At 64.3% G+C, this 16,044-nt stretch carries 16 protein-coding genes; 3 read left to right on the top strand and 13 right to left on the bottom strand.

Features of this window, described 5'->3' with window-relative positions; genetic code table 11:
* Nucleotides 1–27 precede the first annotated feature (27 nt).
* From QP965_RS05375 to QP965_RS05360, 4 genes are all read right to left on the bottom strand, one after another.
* Complete coding sequence (locus QP965_RS05375) at nt 28–1,704, bottom strand: bifunctional uroporphyrinogen-III C-methyltransferase/uroporphyrinogen-III synthase (RefSeq protein ID WP_234447402.1); 1,677 nt, start codon at nt 1,702–1,704, stop codon at nt 28–30.
* Nucleotides 1,705–1,912: 208 nt separating this feature from the next.
* The gene (hemC, locus tag QP965_RS05370) at nt 1,913–2,800 is read right to left on the bottom strand and encodes a hydroxymethylbilane synthase (RefSeq protein WP_284844333.1); all 888 of its coding nucleotides are present in this window, start codon (nt 2,798–2,800) and stop codon (nt 1,913–1,915) included.
* A complete protein-coding gene (locus tag QP965_RS05365) occupies nt 2,801–4,135 on the bottom strand; it encodes a glutamyl-tRNA reductase (protein ID WP_284844332.1) in 1,335 nt (444 codons plus the stop codon).
* 73 nt (nt 4,136–4,208) lie between these two features.
* Nucleotides 4,209–4,451 carry a glutaredoxin family protein gene (locus tag QP965_RS05360; RefSeq protein WP_198492452.1) on the bottom strand — a complete coding sequence of 81 codons (243 nt, stop codon included), beginning with the start codon at nt 4,449–4,451 and terminating at the stop codon, nt 4,209–4,211.
* 88 nt (nt 4,452–4,539) lie between these two features.
* Here QP965_RS05360 and QP965_RS05355 point away from each other — a divergent pair, with 88 nt between their 5' ends.
* Complete coding sequence (locus QP965_RS05355) at nt 4,540–5,577, top strand: HAD family hydrolase (RefSeq protein ID WP_284766078.1); 1,038 nt, start codon at nt 4,540–4,542, stop codon at nt 5,575–5,577.
* Between the two features lie 87 nt (nt 5,578–5,664).
* On the opposite strand, the gene QP965_RS05350 is transcribed toward QP965_RS05355, so the two are convergent.
* From QP965_RS05350 to QP965_RS05330, 5 genes are all read right to left on the bottom strand, one after another.
* On the bottom strand, nt 5,665–5,766 hold the full coding sequence (locus QP965_RS05350) for a 30S ribosomal protein bS22 (protein ID WP_003855542.1): 102 nt from the start codon (nt 5,764–5,766) through the stop codon (nt 5,665–5,667).
* A gap of 250 nt (nt 5,767–6,016) precedes the next feature.
* Nucleotides 6,017–6,205, bottom strand: a complete 189-nt coding sequence (locus QP965_RS05345) for a helix-turn-helix domain-containing protein (protein WP_005276651.1) — start codon at nt 6,203–6,205, stop codon at nt 6,017–6,019.
* 225 nt (nt 6,206–6,430) lie between these two features.
* Nucleotides 6,431–7,222 carry a pyrroline-5-carboxylate reductase gene (proC, locus tag QP965_RS05340; protein WP_284844331.1) on the bottom strand — a complete coding sequence of 264 codons (792 nt, stop codon included), beginning with the start codon at nt 7,220–7,222 and terminating at the stop codon, nt 6,431–6,433.
* A 72-nt stretch (nt 7,223–7,294) separates the two neighbouring features.
* Entirely contained in the window at nt 7,295–8,284 is a 990-nt protein-coding gene (locus QP965_RS05335; RefSeq protein WP_284844330.1) for an Rv0497 family membrane protein, read from the bottom strand.
* Nucleotides 8,285–8,293: 9 nt separating this feature from the next.
* Nucleotides 8,294–9,223 (bottom strand): Ppx/GppA family phosphatase, encoded by a 930-nt coding sequence (locus QP965_RS05330; RefSeq protein WP_284844329.1) that lies wholly within the window; start codon nt 9,221–9,223, stop codon nt 8,294–8,296.
* A 33-nt stretch (nt 9,224–9,256) separates the two neighbouring features.
* Here QP965_RS05330 and QP965_RS05325 point away from each other — a divergent pair, with 33 nt between their 5' ends.
* Nucleotides 9,257–10,183, top strand: a complete 927-nt coding sequence (locus tag QP965_RS05325) for a DUF3109 family protein (protein WP_284844328.1) — start codon at nt 9,257–9,259, stop codon at nt 10,181–10,183.
* Here QP965_RS05325 and QP965_RS05320 read toward each other — a convergent pair.
* From QP965_RS05320 to mshA, 4 genes are all read right to left on the bottom strand, one after another.
* Nucleotides 10,180–10,887, bottom strand: coding sequence for a response regulator transcription factor (locus QP965_RS05320; protein WP_284815386.1), 708 nt, complete (start codon nt 10,885–10,887; stop codon nt 10,180–10,182). The genes QP965_RS05325 and QP965_RS05320 overlap by 4 nt on opposite strands.
* Nucleotides 10,884–12,146, bottom strand: a complete 1,263-nt coding sequence (locus QP965_RS05315) for a sensor histidine kinase (protein ID WP_284844327.1) — start codon at nt 12,144–12,146, stop codon at nt 10,884–10,886. Before QP965_RS05315 ends, QP965_RS05320 begins: the two co-directional genes overlap by 4 nt.
* Before the next feature lie 63 nt (nt 12,147–12,209).
* Nucleotides 12,210–12,956, bottom strand: a complete 747-nt coding sequence (locus QP965_RS05310; RefSeq protein WP_238800529.1) for a phosphoglyceromutase — start codon at nt 12,954–12,956, stop codon at nt 12,210–12,212.
* Nucleotides 12,957–12,995: 39 nt separating this feature from the next.
* The gene (gene mshA, locus QP965_RS05305) at nt 12,996–14,261 is read right to left on the bottom strand and encodes a D-inositol-3-phosphate glycosyltransferase (RefSeq protein WP_284844326.1); all 1,266 of its coding nucleotides are present in this window, start codon (nt 14,259–14,261) and stop codon (nt 12,996–12,998) included.
* 66 nt (nt 14,262–14,327) lie between these two features.
* On the opposite strand from mshA, the gene QP965_RS05300 reads away from it, so the two are divergent.
* Entirely contained in the window at nt 14,328–16,043 is a 1,716-nt protein-coding gene (locus QP965_RS05300; RefSeq protein WP_284844325.1) for a long-chain-fatty-acid--CoA ligase, read from the top strand.
* The last annotated feature ends 1 nt before the right edge of the window (nt 16,044 follow it).

The raw sequence follows: 16,044 nt of genomic DNA, 5'->3' as shown, positions 1-16,044 counted from the left end.
GGGTACTCCTTAGAGCGAGACTAAAACTTATGCCTTGTCGACCTTAGTAGCCTTCTTGCGCGAGCGGCGTTTCTTGCGCGGCGCGGGCAGGTTTCCGGCGGCGCGGAGGGCGGCGACGTGGTCTGCGAGGGCGTCGACAAGCGCGGGCACATCGGCGACTTCGGGCACGACATCGACGCGCAGGCCCATCTCTTCCGCGGCCGCTCTTGCCGACGGCCCGATACACGCAATGATCGTCCGCTGGTGCGGTTTGCCCGCAATGCCCACCAGATTGCGCACGGTGGACCCGGAGGTGAAGGCGACGGCGTCGAAGCCGCCGGTCTTGATCATGTCGCGGATCTCGGCCGAAGGCGGGGCGGCGCGGACGGTGCGGTAGGCCACGACGTCGTCGACCTCCCAGTCGAGGGCCTTGAGCCCGTCAACCAGGGTGTCGGCCGCGATATCGGCGCGCGGGAGCAGGACGCGGCCGACGGCGTCGATGTCTTCTACGAAGTTGGGGAAGACATCGAGCAGGCCCTCGGCGTTCTGCTTCTTCTTGTGTGGCAAAAGCTCCGGGACCATGCCCTTGGCACGAATGGCGGCCGCAGTCTTCGTGCCCACGGCCGCAAGGTGGACGCCGGCGAAATCGCGGGCGTCGAGGCCGAGCTGGGCGATCTTGTCCCACACCGCGGTCACGGCGTTGACGGAGGTGAAGACGATCCACTTATAGCGGCCCTCGACGATGCCCTTGATGGCGCGGTCCATCTGCGCCGGGTTGCGCGGCGGCTCGATGGAGATGGTGGGCACGTTTTGCGGGATGGCGCCGTAGCCGGCCAGGCGTGCGGACATCGGGCCGGCCTGTTCCTTGGTGCGCGGGACGAGCACGCGCCAACCATAGAGCGGGCGGTTTTCCCACCAGGAGTACTTGGTGCGGTCGTCGATGCTGCGGCCGAGAGTAACGACGAGCGGGCCGGTGAGGTCCGCGTCGAGCTTGCCCATGGTGCCCAGCGTGGTCTCATAGGTGCGCTGCAGGCGGGTGGTGCCGTGGACGGTGACAAAAGCCTCGGTCTCGGCCGGCATGCCGCGCTGCTGCAGCTCGTCGGAGATGACCGGCAGGTCCTCCTTGGTGGCCTGCAGGACGATGGGCTGGGTGGCATTGGCCAGCGCGTCCCAATCGGCGCCGTCGGTAACGTCGGCCTCGGTATAGGTGGAGCCGAGGGCAATGCCGGCAAAGGACGGCACGGTAGACGGCAGGGACATGCCCGGCACTACCTGGAATTCCAGGCCAGCAGACGCCACGGCGTTGATCTCGGCCTTGATGGACTCGCGGTGCAGCGGGTTGCCGGTGACCAGGCGGATGACGTCCTCGCCATCGGCCTCGACCAAGCACTCACGCAGCTGGCCCACGATATCTTCGGCCGGCTCGTACAACACCGCGGCCGTTGGCGGCGCGGGGCGGGGCGGTTTGCGGCGCGCGCCCTTGGCTTTGGCATCGGCGCACATTTGGGCGTATTCGGCCTCGGCGGCGTCGAGAAGCTCTTGCGGAACGGGCAGCGCGGCGGCGACGGCATCGCGCACGCCCTGCATGACCTGCGGATCGGTCACGGCGATGGCACTATTTGCCAGAACCTCGCGGGCGCGGACGGTCAGCAGGTCGGGATTACCTGGACCAGCGCCCACAAAGACGATCTTGCCCAATTGGGTGTCTGGCGCGGCATTGCTCATAAAGTTCTTTTCTAAAATCGGGCGCGCGGCACCGCGCACGGACATGATCGCATGCGGTGTGGTTCCCCGCGCCGGCGGTGGGTGACACGGTCTTAACGGCCAAAATCCCAGGCCTTGCGTCCTGGGATGCCCTTAAAGGGGGCCGGATCATTGCGGGACAATGATCTGTGGTATCTACACCTTAAATTATTAGCGCCTAAAGGCGAAATTACTTGCCCAGCAGCTCGGCCGCGCCACCGGCGAAAAGCTCGTCCGAGATGCGCGCGCCGAGTTCGGCGGCTTCGGCCGCGGAGCCGGAGGCTGTGGCGGTGAGCTGGCGGGTTCCGTCGAGCGCGAAGACGCCGCCGCGCACGGTGAGCTGGTCGCCGTCCCAGCGCGAGGTGGCGGCCACCGGCGCGGTACAGCCGGCCTCGAGGCGGGCCAGCACGGCGCGCTCACCGGCAGCGGCGGCCGAGGCGCGCTCGTCCACGATGGCGTCCAGGGCCGCGGCAGCCTCGGTGCCGGCCACGGCCTCGATGGCGAGTGCGCCCTGAGCCGGCGCCGGCATGAAGACGGAGGGTTCGAAAATTTCGGTGGCGCGGTCCGCGTAGCCGCCGCGCAGTAGGCCGGCGTAGGCCAGCAGGACGGCGTCGAGCTCGCCGTCGGTGACCTTGGACATGCGGGTATCGATGTTGCCGCGCAGCGGGCGAATCTCCAGGTCCGGGCGGAGGGCGGCCAGCTGGGAGATGCGGCGCGGGGCGGAGGTGCCCACGCGCGCGCCCTGCGGCAGCTGCGCCAGGCTCAGGCCATCGCGGGCGACGAGCGCCTCGCGGGAATCCTGGCGCTGCGGCACGACGAGGCGGAAGCGTTCATCGGGCGCGGTGGGCAGGTCCTTAAACGAGTGCACGGCAATATCGCATTCGCCGGCATACAGCGCCTCGCGCAGCGCCTGGGTAAATACGCCGACGCCGATGCGCTCGACGGGCGCCATGTTGACGTCGCCGGCGGTGGTGACGATGTGGAGTTGGGAGTCAAAGCCGGCGTCGATAAGCCAATCGCGCACATGGCCGGCCTGGGTGGTGGCCAGCTTGGAGCCGCGGGTACCAATCTGAAACATTTAGGCCTCCTTAGTCATGGTGGGCAGTTCATTGACGGCCACGGACACCCCGGAGCCTTCCAGCTGCAGGCCAAAGAGCTCCTGCAGGGCGCTTTCGCTGCTGACACTGCTTTCCGACGCCGCCAGCTTCTTCGCCCTAACCGTCGGTTCATGCAGCAGTTTATCGGCCACGCGCTTAAGGGCGCGCTGGACGTCCTCAAGTTGCTTGCCCGCGAGCTCGGGGTGCTTGTGTTGCAGGCGCGCGGCCTCGCACTCGACGAGATCGGCCGCGCGGCGATGCAGGGCGCTTACGGCCGGGGCGACGTCGCGCACGCGCTGGGCCGAGGTATAGGCCGCCAGTTCCTCATCGACGATGTGGCGCGCCTGCACGTGCGGGCTGGTCCCGGCCGCGACATCGGTATCGGCGGCCGAAAGCGACTTGCTCAGGCGCTCGATATTGACCAAATCCACGCCCTCGGCCGCGGCGGCGGCATCTTCGATATCGCGCGGCAGGGAGAGATCGATGAGCATGAGATCGCGGCCGGCGGGGAGGTCGGCGGCTTCGATGGTGAAGTTATCGGCGCCGGTGGCGGAAATGGCAAGGTCGACGTCGGAAAGCGCGGCGGCGCGCTCGGAAAAGTCTACGACGCGGGTGGCAACGCCCGCCTCCTCGGCGTGGCTGGCCAGGCGCTCGGCACGCTCGCGGGTGCGGTTGGCCAGCACCAGCTCTTTGACGCCCAGCCGGCCGGCGTGGGTGGCGGCGAGGGACGCCATGGCGCCCGCACCAAGGACTAGCGCGGTCTTGCCAGTCAGGTCGGCGGCGTCGAGGCGCTGCAGGGCCTGGTCGAAGGCGAAGGACACCATGGAGGCGCCAGCCTCGTCGATATCGGTCTCGGAGTGCACGCGCTTGCCCGCCCGCAGCGCGGCCTGCGCCAGCGCGTGAATGCGCGGGCCGACCGTGCCCTGCTCCGAGGCGGACTGGTAGGCGCTGCGCACCTGGCCGATGATCTGCTGCTCGCCCACCACCATGGAATCCAGGCCGGAGGTCACGGACATGAGGTGCTCGGCCGCGGCGTCGGCATAGCGCACGTAGAGGTAGTTGCGCAGCTCCTGCTCGCCCACGCCCGAAACCTGGGTGAGCACGCGCACGACTTCCTGCACGCCGGCGTGGAAGGAGTTGGTGACGGTGTAGACCTCCATGCGGTTGCAGGTGGAGATAATCATCGCCTCCGACAGCGGCTCGGCCGCCACGAGTTGCCCGCAGGCGGAATCTTGGACCGCACTATCCATGCTCAGCTTTTCCAGCAGCGCCACCGGCGCCGACTGGTGGGACATGCCCACGACGAGCACGCTCATGCACAACACTCCTCAACCCTTTGATTGATTTTAATCCTCCAAAAGACTACCCGTCGGTGTCGCGGATCCCGAATCAACCGGCCAGCTCGGCCGCTAACTCCTCGTTGTCTACTTCCCAGCAGGCAAACTCTTCGCCGTCGATGACCACAACGGGCACGCGGTCACCGAACTCCATGGCCAGCTCCGCGTCCTCATCCACGTTACGCACGGCAAGCTCCGCGCCTGCCCGCTTGACGACGGGGGTGATCTGCTCCCTCACGCGTGCGCAAGAACCGCAGGTGGTGCGCACCATGAGCTCGACGAGATGCTGAGACATATTCTCCTCACAAGGACGGCGGCGGTCGAAACCATTACTATGGACACGTTAGTCCACCCCGCGTTTGCGAAAGCTGTTTGTCTCACTCGTGTCCGCTACCACTCCCCCAGGGTTCCCCGAATCCCCCCGCGACTTCTTGGCCAATTGGACCGCCTCGCGCGGTAACCTGCGTAATTTCTTGGAGACCCAAGCGCTCGCCCCGCTGGATGAGGAATCGCAGCGCACCGCAGGCGAGGCCGCGGCCGCCGCGGCGCTGGAGGAATTCGGGCTGGAACTGGAGGATTTTGCCTCCGGCGTGGACTCGGTCACCGGCTCCTATGATGCGGCTGGCGCCCAGCGCATCACCGCCCAGGACCCAGACGTGCCGGTAGATGTGGGCGCGGCAGCGTTTTTCGACGTCGACAACACCCTCATCCAAGGCTCGTCCCTCGTGGAATTCGCCTTCGGCTTGGCACGCAAGCGCTACTTCCGGCTTTCTGAAATCCTCCCGATTGCGTGGAAGCAGCTCAAATTCCGCGTCTCCGGCAGCGAAAATGCCAAGGACGTGGCCGTGGGCCGCGCGCAGGCGCTGGAGTTTGTCAAAGGCCGCAGCGTCGACGAGCTGGTGGAACTATGCGAAGAAATCGTGGACGCCTCTCTGGCCCGCCGCGCCTACCCCGGCACCACGCAGCTGGCGGAGATGCACCTAGCCGCCGGCCAGCAGGTGTGGCTGGTCACCGCCACGCCGGTCCAGCTGGCACAGGTGCTCGCCCGGCGCTTCGGCTTTACCGGCGCGCTCGGCACCGTCGCGGAGGTCAAGGACGGCAAGTTCACCGGCCGGCTGGTCGGCGATATCCTCCATGGGCCCGGCAAAAAGCACGCCGTGGCCGCGCTCGCGACCATCGAAGGCCTCGACCTCTCGCGCTGCACTGCGTATTCGGATTCCGCCAACGACGTGCCCATGTTGTCCATGGTCGGCACCGCCGTGGCCATTAACCCAGACCGCAAGCTGCGCGATATCGCTGGCGACCGCGGCTGGCTCGTGCGCGACTATCGCTCCGTGCGCCGCGCCATCCGCACCTATGGCCTCCCGGCGCTGGCCACCGCCGCCTTTTCCTATGGCGGCTGGCGCTACTACCGGCGATAGCGAGGGCGGTAGGGGGCGCTGGGGGGACGTCGGCAAGCATGCAAAAACCCTCCGCACAATGGCGGAGGGCAAGAAGCGGGCTGGGGTTTACTTGCCCAGCTTACGACGCTGCACGCGGGTGCGGCGCAGCATCTTGCGGTGCTTCTTCTTGGACATGCGCTTGCGGCGCTTCTTAATGACGGAACCCATGGAGTCCTCACTTTCGTGTAGTACGTACTGTCAAACTTGTCAGCGCTAAAACGGCGAAGGTGCACTCTTGCCGCCGTGGCCACACGGACCGCGGGCCACATCAGCGAGCCGACACGAATGCACACCATCTTACCCAGCACCCAGCCCGTGACCAAAAAGGCCCCGCGACAACAACAGTGAGAAACAACAGCGCCCACCACCGCTGGCCACGAGGGCCAACAGAGGTGGGCGCTGTCTGTGCGGCGCGAGCCTAGGCTCCGTAGACGGAAGCCTCCAGGTACTCGTTGACGGCAGACTCGTGAACGCGGAAGGAGCGTCCGACGCGAACAGCCGGCATTTCGCCTGCGTGAACCAAACGGTAGACGGTCATCTTGGAGACGCGCATAATCTCGGCGACCTCCGCGATCGTCAGAAAGGTTCCCTTTTCTTCATTTGCCATATATATCTAACCCTTCAGCTCGTTACGCGCTGTAGGCTTCCCCTCCCACAGGACTTCACGCACGTGCTTGCCCTAGCCTATCGTGAAACATGTGACTAATGCGACCCAAGTGCCAAATTTTTTCACAGCATTCATTAGGGTTTCCCCTAAAAGCGCTGCTTAACACCCGCCCCAACACTCCCGGGTGGGTACACCCCCACCACGGGGAGGTCGCACACGGCGGCGCTAGCCGAGCTCCTTGGCCTTATCGGAGCAGGCCTCTGCCGCGCGGTAGAACGCGCCGCGCAAGCCGGACTCCTCCAGCTCGCGGACGGCGGCGGCGGTGGTGCCGCCCGGCGAGGTTACGCCAGCGCGCAGCTGGGTGGCCGAGCGGCCGGAGCTAGCCAGCATCTCACCAGAGCCGGCTGCGGCCTGGGCGGCAAGCTTCTCGGCGACGTCGCGGGGAAGGCCGAGCTGTACGCCGGCGTCGACAAGCGCTTCTGCTACAAGGAAGAAGTAGGCCGGGGAGGAACCTGCCAGTGCGGTGGCGGCGTCGATATTCTTCTCCGGGATGACCGCTACCTCGCCGACGGCCTCCAGCAGCTCACGCACGCCGTCCATCTGGGCATCGCTCACGTGCTCACCGGCCGCGCAGGTGCACATGCCGCGGCGCACCAACATGGGGGTATTGGGCATAACGCGCACCACCGGCACGCCTTCGCCCGCCGCACCCTGCAGCTGCTCTAGCGTCAGGCCCGCGGCCATGGACACGACCACGGCATCCTTGGCCGGCTCAAGGCCTTCGAGCAGATCCAGGATGGCGTAGGGCTTCACGCACGCGAAGATATAGTCCGCGCCGTCCACCGCCGCTGCATTATCGCTGGTGGTGGTGACGCCATAGGTATCCTGAAGTTCCTTGCTGCGGGATTCGGTGCGGTTGGTGACCGTGATATCAGAGCCTGCAAAGCCCGATGCTACGAGTCCCGAGGTCAAAGCCTCACCGATTTGTCCGCCGCCTAAAATTGCAATCTTTGTCATAGTCTCCACCATGCCAAAAATGCGGAACCCCGGCTACCACGTGGGGTAACCGGGGCGTCGACAAGCGGGGGCTTAGAGCATCACCAACAGCAGCGGGCCGAAGGTCAGGATAAGGCCGGTAAAGCCGGCCAGGAACATGGAGAATCCATCGCGCGCGGTGCGCAGGGCGTGCGTCACGCCCACCATAATTGCGGTGACGCACAACGCGAGGATGGCGACGACCAGGCGCGGGAAGCTATCCCACAGAATCTCAAAGCCCTTGAAGATGACAATCGCCAGCAGGATGCCCGCGACAATCATCAGCAGGATGGACACTGGGTTGAGCTTCTCGTGCTCTTCCTCGATCCACTCTTCGTCGTCCTCGACCTTGGGAAGGTTGCCGGTTTCCTCTGCACTCTTAGCGACGCCCGCCTTCTTCGACGCCGGCACCGCCGCCGCAGCGGCCGCTCCAGCGCCAGCTGCCGCGGCTCCCGCTCCGGCCGCCTTTGCACCCTTGTCGGCCTTCGGCTTTTCGGCAACGGGCTTCGCTGCGGTGGCCTTGTCCGCGCCGGACTTGTCTACGGTCGGCTTCTCTGCTGCGGCCTTCGCCGCGGCAGGCTTGGCGTCATCCGCCTTCGCCTTATCCACGCGCTGGATTACCGCGGTGTCATCGGCAGAAGGCTGCTTCTTCTTCGCCGCCTCCTGTACCGCGCCGGCAGCGGCAGGCTTCTTTGCGGTGGACTGTGCAGCCGACGGGGCGGACGCAGCAGGCTTTGCGGCAGCCTTGGCTGCAGGCTTGTCGGTGGACTTCTTTGCGGAGTCGGCATCGGTCGCGTCGGCAGCCTTGGGGGCGCGGATGACAGGAGCGTCCTCGTCGATAGAGACGGAGGTGTGCTTGGCCTCGGTAGGCGAAGCTTCGACCTTCTTAAGATTGCCGGTTAACTCGGCAACGGAAATGCCGCCTTCATCGAGGCTGCGGCGGTGGCGGCGCGAACGCTTGTCATCCTTGCCGCCCTTCTCGCCGCGGGCCTTTTTATCGCGAGCCAGCAGCTCTGCCACGGTCAACTTGTTCTTGTCAGCCATGATCTCTTCCTATTCCAATCCCTTGTCGGTCCGGCGCAAAATGACGCCCTCACGCAGCGCCCATGGGCAGATTTCCAGCTTCTCGATGTCCAAGGCTCGCATGGATGCCTCGGCCACCAGAGCGCCGGCAACGATTTGGTGCGATCGGTTAGAACTTACACCTTCTAGGTCCGCTCTGTCTGCCGCAGTCATGCGAGAGATGAAGGAAATCAACTGGCGCAGACCCGGTGCAGTCAACGTGCGCTTGACGTATGGGCCGGCAGATGAAGGGGCGGAACCGGTCAGGCGCGCCAGCGTACGGAAGGTTTTGGAGGTACCCACGGCAAGGCCAGCGGGGCCCATAGCCTTCATCTGCTGGGCGGCGTCTTCCAGCTCCGCATCAATAAAATCGCGCAGCGCGCTTACCTTCTTTTTCTCCGGCGGGTCGGTGTCGAACCAATTATGGGTCAACCGGCCAGCGCCCAGGTCGAGGGAGAAGGCAAGGTCGGGGTGCTCGTCGGTACCGGTGGACAGCTCTAGCGAGCCGCCGCCGATGTCTAGGTTGGTGATACGCCCGGCGGACCAGCCGTACCAGCGGCGTGCGGAGAGGAAGGTCAGCTGGGCTTCTTCCACGCCAGAGAGAATCTGCAGGCGTACGCCGGTCTGCTTTTCCACCTCATCGAGCACGGCCTCCGAATTATGCGCGGAGCGCACCGCCGAGGTAGCAAAGGCGATAAATTCAGCGCAGCCCAGCTTATCGCCCAGCTCGCTCGCCTCCGCTACGGCGCTGACCAGCTTCTTTACACCCTTTTCATGGATGTTGCCCTTCTTGTCCAGCTGTTCTACCAGCCGGAGCGGGGTCTTCCAATCGCTCATCGGAGTAGGCCGCCCGCCCGTCGCGGCATCGACCGCAACGAGGTGGACGGTATTGCTTCCGACGTCTAATACACCTAATCGCACACTAATAGCGTAGTAGGTCTACCGTGGTTAGGTGTGAATCGCCCAAAATCTGACACGGTATACCTAGGTTTTCCCGCGAGCTCGCCCGCGGCGGCGTCGATAAGAGCGGGCCGCGAAGAGGCCCCGGATTTCCCGCGGGAGTGGTTTGAATTTACCAACCCGAACGACCCACACCACGTCTTTTCCATCGACCTGACATGGGTGGAATCGCACTACAGCTGCCAATTTGGAACATCGGCATGCCGGGGCATCGATAAGAGCCAGCCCGAGGTGGGCTGCTGCGTACATGGCGCCTATATGGCCGATGAGGAAGACCGCGACCAGCTTTACGACGCCGTCTCGCGCATGCCCGCCAAGTATTGGCAGCTGCGCCCAGCGGGGGTAGATGAGTTCCTCGCGCAGGACGCTACGGACGAGTTGGAGCCATGGCTGGAATGGGACGAGCTCGACGGCGAGGACGGCGAACCGGAACCGGCGCTGAAGACCCCTATTGTGGATGGTGCGTGCATTTTTGCCAACCGCGCCGGCTGGACAACGGGTACGGGCTGCGCGCTGCACCAGTGGGCTGTCGATGCCGGGGAGGAACTCACGGTGGTCAAACCCGAGGTGTGCTGGCAGCTACCGCTGCGCCGCTACGAGGATTATGAAGAGCGCCCGGATGGCCAGGAGATTTTGCGCACCCAGATTGGCGAGTATGACCGCCGCGGTTGGGGCAATGGCGGCGAAGACTTTGATTGGTATTGCTCGGCCGATGCCGCCTGCCACGCCAACCCGCTGCCGATGTGGCAATCCCACGAGGACGAGCTGGTAGCGCTCATGGGCCGAGAGTCCTATGAGATTCTGGCCGCGCACTGCAAGGCACGCGCCGCGGCGGCCGAGCACGGCGTCCAGCTCACGCAGCATCCGGCCAGCGTGAAGGCCGGGAGCCTACAGGCAGAAAACCAGCGGGCGGAGAGCTAGAGCTCGAATTTATAGCCCAGGCCGCGCACCGTAACCAGGTGCTTCGGACGGGAGGGCTGCTCCTCGATCTTGGAGCGCAGGCGCTTGACGTGGACGTCGAGCGTCTTAGTATCGCCGACATAATCGGCACCCCAGATGCGGTCAATGAGCTGGCCACGGGTGAGCACGCGGCCGGCGTTGCGCAGCAGGTACTCCAAGAGGTCGAATTCCTTGAGCGGCATGGATACCGGCTCGTCCGCAACGGTAACGGTGTGGCGTTCCACGTCCATCTTGACGCGGCCGCCCTCGAGGATCTGATCGGCTACTTCTTCCTCTGCCTCGGTATCGGCTCCGGCGCCGGAATCGTGGCCGCGGCGCAGCACCGCGCGGATACGCGCGATGAGCTCGCGGGAGGAATAAGGCTTGGTCACGTAGTCATCGGCACCGAGCTCGAGGCCGACGACCTTGTCGATCTCGGAATCGCGCGCGGTCACCATGATGACCGGCACGGAAGAGGTAGTGCGCAGCTGCTTGCATACCTCGGTGCCAGACATGCCGGGCAGCATGAGGTCTAGAAGGACGATATCGATGTCGTTAGCGGCAAACTTTTCCAGCGCGGTGGGGCCGTCGTGCGCGATGATCGGCTCGAAGCCCTCCTTGCGGAGGAGGAATGCCAGCGGATCTGCCAGCGACTCTTCATCTTCAACGATGAGGATGGTGGTCATTGTGCTTTATCCTTTCGACGTGCTGCAACGCGTGCTACTGCACGCGGGAGCCCAGGCGCCGCCGCGTCGACGGCATCCCTTTTCTCATTATCCTTCATGCCAGCATCCTGCGCTGGCTTTTCTTCCCTGTAGATAGGCAACTCAATGGTGAATGTAGAACCCGTACCGGGCCGGGACCACAGTTTGATGTTGCCGCCATGGTTGGCCACCACGTGTTTAACAATTGCTAATCCTAGGCCAGTGCCTCCGGTCTGCCGCGACCGGGCTTGGTCTACGCGGAAGAAGCGCTCAAAGACGCGCTTTTGATCATCCGGTGCGATACCGATGCCGCGGTCCGTGACGCGGATGAGCACAACCCCGCCGTCCACCACTTTCTGGGAGACCGATACCGGCATCTTCTCCGGCGAATAGTTAATCGCGTTGGAAATGAGGTTAGATAGTGCGGTAACCAGCAGGGACCTATCTCCTTTAACCTGCACGCCGACGGAGGCGCCCCGGTTGAGCTCGATGGAGCGAGCCTCCGCAGCCAGTTGGTTGCGCGAGAGCGCTTCCTCGATGAGGTCATCGACGGCCAACGGTTCCATTTCCGGCAAGGCCTCGGCGCCCTGCAATTTGGACAGGGAAATAAGCTCGCTGACCATATCGGCCATGCGGTTGGCTTCCTTGTAAACCTTATTGCCAAAGTACTCCACGGTTTCCTGGTCACCGGGGTCTTGTAGCAAGGCCTCGGCCAGCAGGGCAATGCCGCCGACGGGGGTCTTGAGCTCGTGGGAGACGTTTGCCACGAAGTCGCGGCGGGCGGATTCCATGCGGACGTTTTCACTCTCATCGGTGCCGTAGATGATGACAAAGCGGCCGTCGTTAAGCGTAAGCGGCTTAATGACCGCCTTGAACTGGGTGACGCGGTGGCCCGTGCGGCGCTTGGGAATGGCCAGGTCGACGGTGCGGGTCTCCTTATCCTCGAAGACCTCTTGCGCGGTCTTCCACACGTCCGGGTTCACGGCGCGATCATGCACCAGGGACATCTCGTGGGCGGCGGGATTGGACATGACGATTTCTTGGCTGCGGTCTAGCACCGCCAGGGCCGTCGGCGAGCCTTGCACGGCCAAATGCAATACCTGACTGACCGTCGTGACCTGGTTGGCCTCGGCATCGGTGGCTTGGCGGTAGCGCGCAATGCGCCCGCGCAGCCAAGAAATCGCTGGCAGCGCCAGCCCGCAGGCCACCACGCCGGCAGCAAAGGAAAGAATCAATTCCACGTGTCTACCCTATCCACCACAAAGTCCCCAGGGAATACTCCCCGGGGACTGTGGCGCAGTTTCTTACTTACCGCCCTGCGCAGCAACGGCGGCGGCACCGGCAGCGGCGGCTTCCGGATCCAGGTAGGTGCCACCTGGGTTTACTACGGAGCCATCCTCGGTGATCTCATACACCAGCGGGATGCCGGTCGGAATATTCAGGCCGGCAATATCATCATCGGAGATATTGTCCAGGTGCTTGACCAATGCGCGCAGGGAGTTGCCGTGTGCGGCGATGAGCACGGTCTCGCCCTTCTTGGCGCGTGGGAGGATTTCCTCCTCGAAGTACGGAACGAAGCGGGCGACGACGTCCTTCAGGCACTCGGTCTGCGGGACCTTTTCCAGGTCTGCGTAGCGCGGGTCATTGGTCTGGGAGTACTCGGAGTCATCGGCCAGCTCCGGCGGGCGCGTGTCATAGGAGCGGCGCCATGCCATGAACTTTTCCTCACCGTATTCTTCCTTGGTCTCGGCCTTGTTCAGCCCTTGGAGGGCGCCGTAGTGGCGCTCGTTGAGACGCCAGTCGCGCACCACTGGAATCCAGTGGCGGTCGGCGGCGTTGAGAGCGATGTTCGCGGTGCGGATAGCACGGCGAAGAAGAGAGGTATAGAGGACATCGGGCAGAACGCCTTCCTGCGCGAGCAGCTCACCGCCGCGCTTGGCTTCCGCCTCGCCCTTTTCGGTCAGATCTACATCGACCCAGCCAGTGAACTGGTTGGACTCGTTCCACTTGGATTGGCCATGGCGAAGAAGAATCAGCTTTCCGTTAGTCATGCCTCCAGCATGCCACGAAATTATTACCGGCGTCAGGGTTTAATCCCCAATCGCTCGCCGTTGATGGCAATCCGGGACCTCAATGCGGCTGGCCTCGTCATAGATTTCTGCGAGCGCGGCGGCGGAGCTGGCCCAGCTAAAGCGCGCGGCGTGGGCCACGGCGGCTTCGCCCATGGCGATGCGCATGGGGTCGTCGTCAAGCAGGCGGGCCAAAGCATCGGCCCAGTCGGACGGGTCGTGCGAGTGCACCAGCAGGCCGGTCTCCCCTTCGGCCACGGCGATGGGCAGCCCGCCGACGGCCGCGGCTACCACCGGCGTGCCCGAGGCCTGGGCCTCCAGCGACACCAGGCCGAAGGACTCGTTATAGCTAGGCACCGCCACAATATCGGCCGCGCGGTAGACCCCCACCAGCTCCTCTGGCGGGCGGGCGCCCAAAAAACGCACGCGCTTATCGACGCCCAACTCACGCGCCAACTCCCTATAGGCCTCCGGCGCCGTATTGGCCCCCGACGGGCCACCACAGATGACCACGCGCAGGTTGCGCGTCGGTTCGCGGCGGAAGAGCTCGGCCGTGGCACGAATGAGGACCTCTGGGCCCTTGAATTTTTGCAGGCGCCCCACAAAGGCCACCACCTTGGTGTGCAGTGGAATGCCCAGCTCGCGGCGGGAGCGCTCCGTATTGCGGTCCGTACCTGGGGTAAAAAGCTCGACATCGGCGCCGGGCGAGACCACGCGAATGATGTCGCAATCGGCGTCGTAGTGCTCGGCTAAGTCGCGGGCCTCTTGCTCGGTATTGACCACGAGCAGGTCCGCGTTATCCACTAATTGCTGCTCGCAGATGCGGCGGGCCTCGGACTCCAAGGTGTCATCCGCGGTCCGAGAGGCGTTTTTCACCGCGGCGAGGGTATGGGCCGTGTGGATGAGCGGGATGCCCCAGAGATCCCGCAGTAGCCAGCCCACCTGACCAGAGAGCCAATAGTGGGAGTGAATAAGGTCATATTTCTTGCCCTGCCACTTGGCAAATTGCACCATGCCGCCCGCGAAAGCGGCCAGCTGGGTGGGCAGGTCCTCCTTGTCTAGGCCCTCGTATGGGCCAGCGACAATATTGATAACGCGCAGGCCAGGCTCGACCTCAATGATTTCACCCTGGCTAGGCCGGGTGGCGCGCGTATAGACGTCTACCTCGATTCCCCGGCGGGCCAGTTGGCGCGCACTATTGAGGACGTAGACGTTCATGCCGCCGGCATCCCCCGAGCCGGGCTGTTCAATCGGCGAGGTATGCATAGAGATCATGGCGATGCGCATGGCGCTCAATTCTACCGGCGCTATACTGGCCCCTGCCAGAAACCTACGCCACCGAAAGGTAAAGTTTTGTCCGCATACGAATCACAGGCTTGGCGCCAGTACTACCCGGAATGGACACCGCACCACCTCGAGTATGGCGAGACCACGCTGCTGGACATTTACGACAATAATCTTGAGGTCAACGGCGATAAGCCGGCCACCTACTTCTTCGGACGCACCCAAACGTATGCGGAGCTGGACCGGCAGGTTCGCGCTGCCGCCGCTGGCTTGAAGGCCTTCGGTGTGCGCCCCGGTGACCGCGTAGCCATCGTGGCACCAAACTCGCCGCAGTACATCGCGGCGTTCTACGCCATCTTGAAGCTGGGCGCCCAGGTGGTGCTGCACAACCCGCTCTACACCGCCCACGAGCTAGAAGGGCTCTTCCAGGATCACGGCGCGCGCATCGCCATTGCCTGGGATAAGGCAGCCCCGACCTTGGAGAAGCTGCGCGCGACCACCAACCTGGAAACGGTCGTGTCCATCAACATGATCAACGCCATGCCTACCTTACAGCGCGCCGCCCTGCGCCTGCCCATCCCACCGCTGAAGTCCAAGCGCGAGCAGCTATCGTCCCCGGCGCCCAATACCGTGCCGTGGGAGACCCTGGTGGGCAACGCCATCGGCGGCGACGGCAGCGATATCACCACGCCGGAGGACGTGGATAAGGACACCATCGCGCTGATTATGTACACCTCTGGCACCACCGGCGCCCCGAAGGGCGCCATGCTCTCGCACGGCAACCTCTTTGCCAACCTCCTCCAGGGCAAGGCGTGGGTTCCTGGCCTGGGCGATAAGCCGGAGCGCATGCTCGCCGCCCTCCCCTTCTTCCACGCTTATGGCCTGACCATGAACGTAACCTTGGCGCAGTTCATCGGCGGCGAGCTAGTTATCCTGCCCAAGCCAGATATGTCGCTCATCATGCAGTTGATGAAGAAGCACACGCCGACCTGGGTACCGGGCGTGCCGACGCTCTACGAGCGCATCGTGAAGGCCGCCGAGGATCAGGAAATCCCCATCAAGGGTGTGCGCGCAGCCTTCTCCGGCGCATCTACCCTGCCTTCGGACACGGTTAACAAGTGGGAGAACTACACCGGCGGCCTCTTGGTAGAGGGCTATGGCCTCACCGAGTGCTCGCCGATTATCGTGGGCAACCCCATGAGCACCGACCGCCGCCCAGGCTACGTGGGCATTCCGTTCCCGGATACCCAGGTGCGCATTGCCAACCCGGATAACCTGGACGAGACCCAGCCGGACGGCGTCGAAGGCGAGGTGCTGGCCCGCGGTCCGCAGATCTTCAAGGGCTACCTCAACAATGAAGAGGCCACCGAGGCCGCCTTCCACGGCGAGTGGTTCCGCACCGGTGACATGGGCGTCATGGAAGAAGACGGCTTCATCCGCCTGGTCAGCCGCATCAAGGAAATCATCATCACCGGCGGCTTCAACGTGTATCCGGGCGAGGTGGAAGAAATCCTGCGCGAGCACCCGAGCATCGATGACGTCGCCGTGGTCGGCCGCCCGCGCGAGGACGGCTCCGAGGACGTCGTGGCCTGCCTCGACCTCGCCGATGGCGCCGCCTTGGATCCGGAGGGACTCAAGGACTACTGCCGCGAGCGCCTGACCCGCTACAAGGTCCCGCGCACCTTCTACCATTTTGAGGAGCTGGCCAAGGACCAGATGGGCAAAATCCGCCGCCGCGAGGTCCAGGCAGACCTCATCCGCCGCCTCGAGGCCGAACAGAATTAAC

Origin of the sequence: Corynebacterium sp. MSK074, from assembly GCF_030229735.1 — a bacterium.
Taxonomy (GTDB): Bacteria; Actinomycetota; Actinomycetes; order Mycobacteriales; family Mycobacteriaceae; genus Corynebacterium.
This window is presented reverse-complemented; position numbering and strand designations above follow the sequence as displayed.

What these genes read in the sequence shown, in the direction of transcription:
- QP965_RS05310 (WP_238800529.1), bottom strand. Translation starts at nt 12,956, where the DNA reads ATGACTAACGGAAAGCTGATTCTTCTTCGCCATGGCCAATCCAAGTGG.
- proC (WP_284844331.1), bottom strand. Translation starts at nt 7,222, where the DNA reads ATGACAAAGATTGCAATTTTAGGCGGCGGACAAATCGGTGAGGCTTTG.
- QP965_RS05335 (WP_284844330.1), bottom strand. Translation starts at nt 8,284, where the DNA reads ATGGCTGACAAGAACAAGTTGACCGTGGCAGAGCTGCTGGCTCGCGAT.
- QP965_RS05345 (WP_005276651.1), bottom strand. Translation starts at nt 6,205, where the DNA reads ATGGCAAATGAAGAAAAGGGAACCTTTCTGACGATCGCGGAGGTCGCC.
- QP965_RS05375 (WP_234447402.1), bottom strand. Translation starts at nt 1,704, where the DNA reads ATGAGCAATGCCGCGCCAGACACCCAATTGGGCAAGATCGTCTTTGTG.
- QP965_RS05360 (WP_198492452.1), bottom strand. Translation starts at nt 4,451, where the DNA reads ATGTCTCAGCATCTCGTCGAGCTCATGGTGCGCACCACCTGCGGTTCT.
- QP965_RS05350 (WP_003855542.1), bottom strand. Translation starts at nt 5,766, where the DNA reads ATGGGTTCCGTCATTAAGAAGCGCCGCAAGCGCATGTCCAAGAAGAAG.
- QP965_RS05320 (WP_284815386.1), bottom strand. Translation starts at nt 10,887, where the DNA reads ATGACCACCATCCTCATCGTTGAAGATGAAGAGTCGCTGGCAGATCCG.
- mshA (WP_284844326.1), bottom strand. Translation starts at nt 14,261, where the DNA reads ATGCGCATCGCCATGATCTCTATGCATACCTCGCCGATTGAACAGCCC.
- QP965_RS05365 (WP_284844332.1), bottom strand. Translation starts at nt 4,135, where the DNA reads ATGAGCGTGCTCGTCGTGGGCATGTCCCACCAGTCGGCGCCGGTGGCG.
- hemC (WP_284844333.1), bottom strand. Translation starts at nt 2,800, where the DNA reads ATGTTTCAGATTGGTACCCGCGGCTCCAAGCTGGCCACCACCCAGGCC.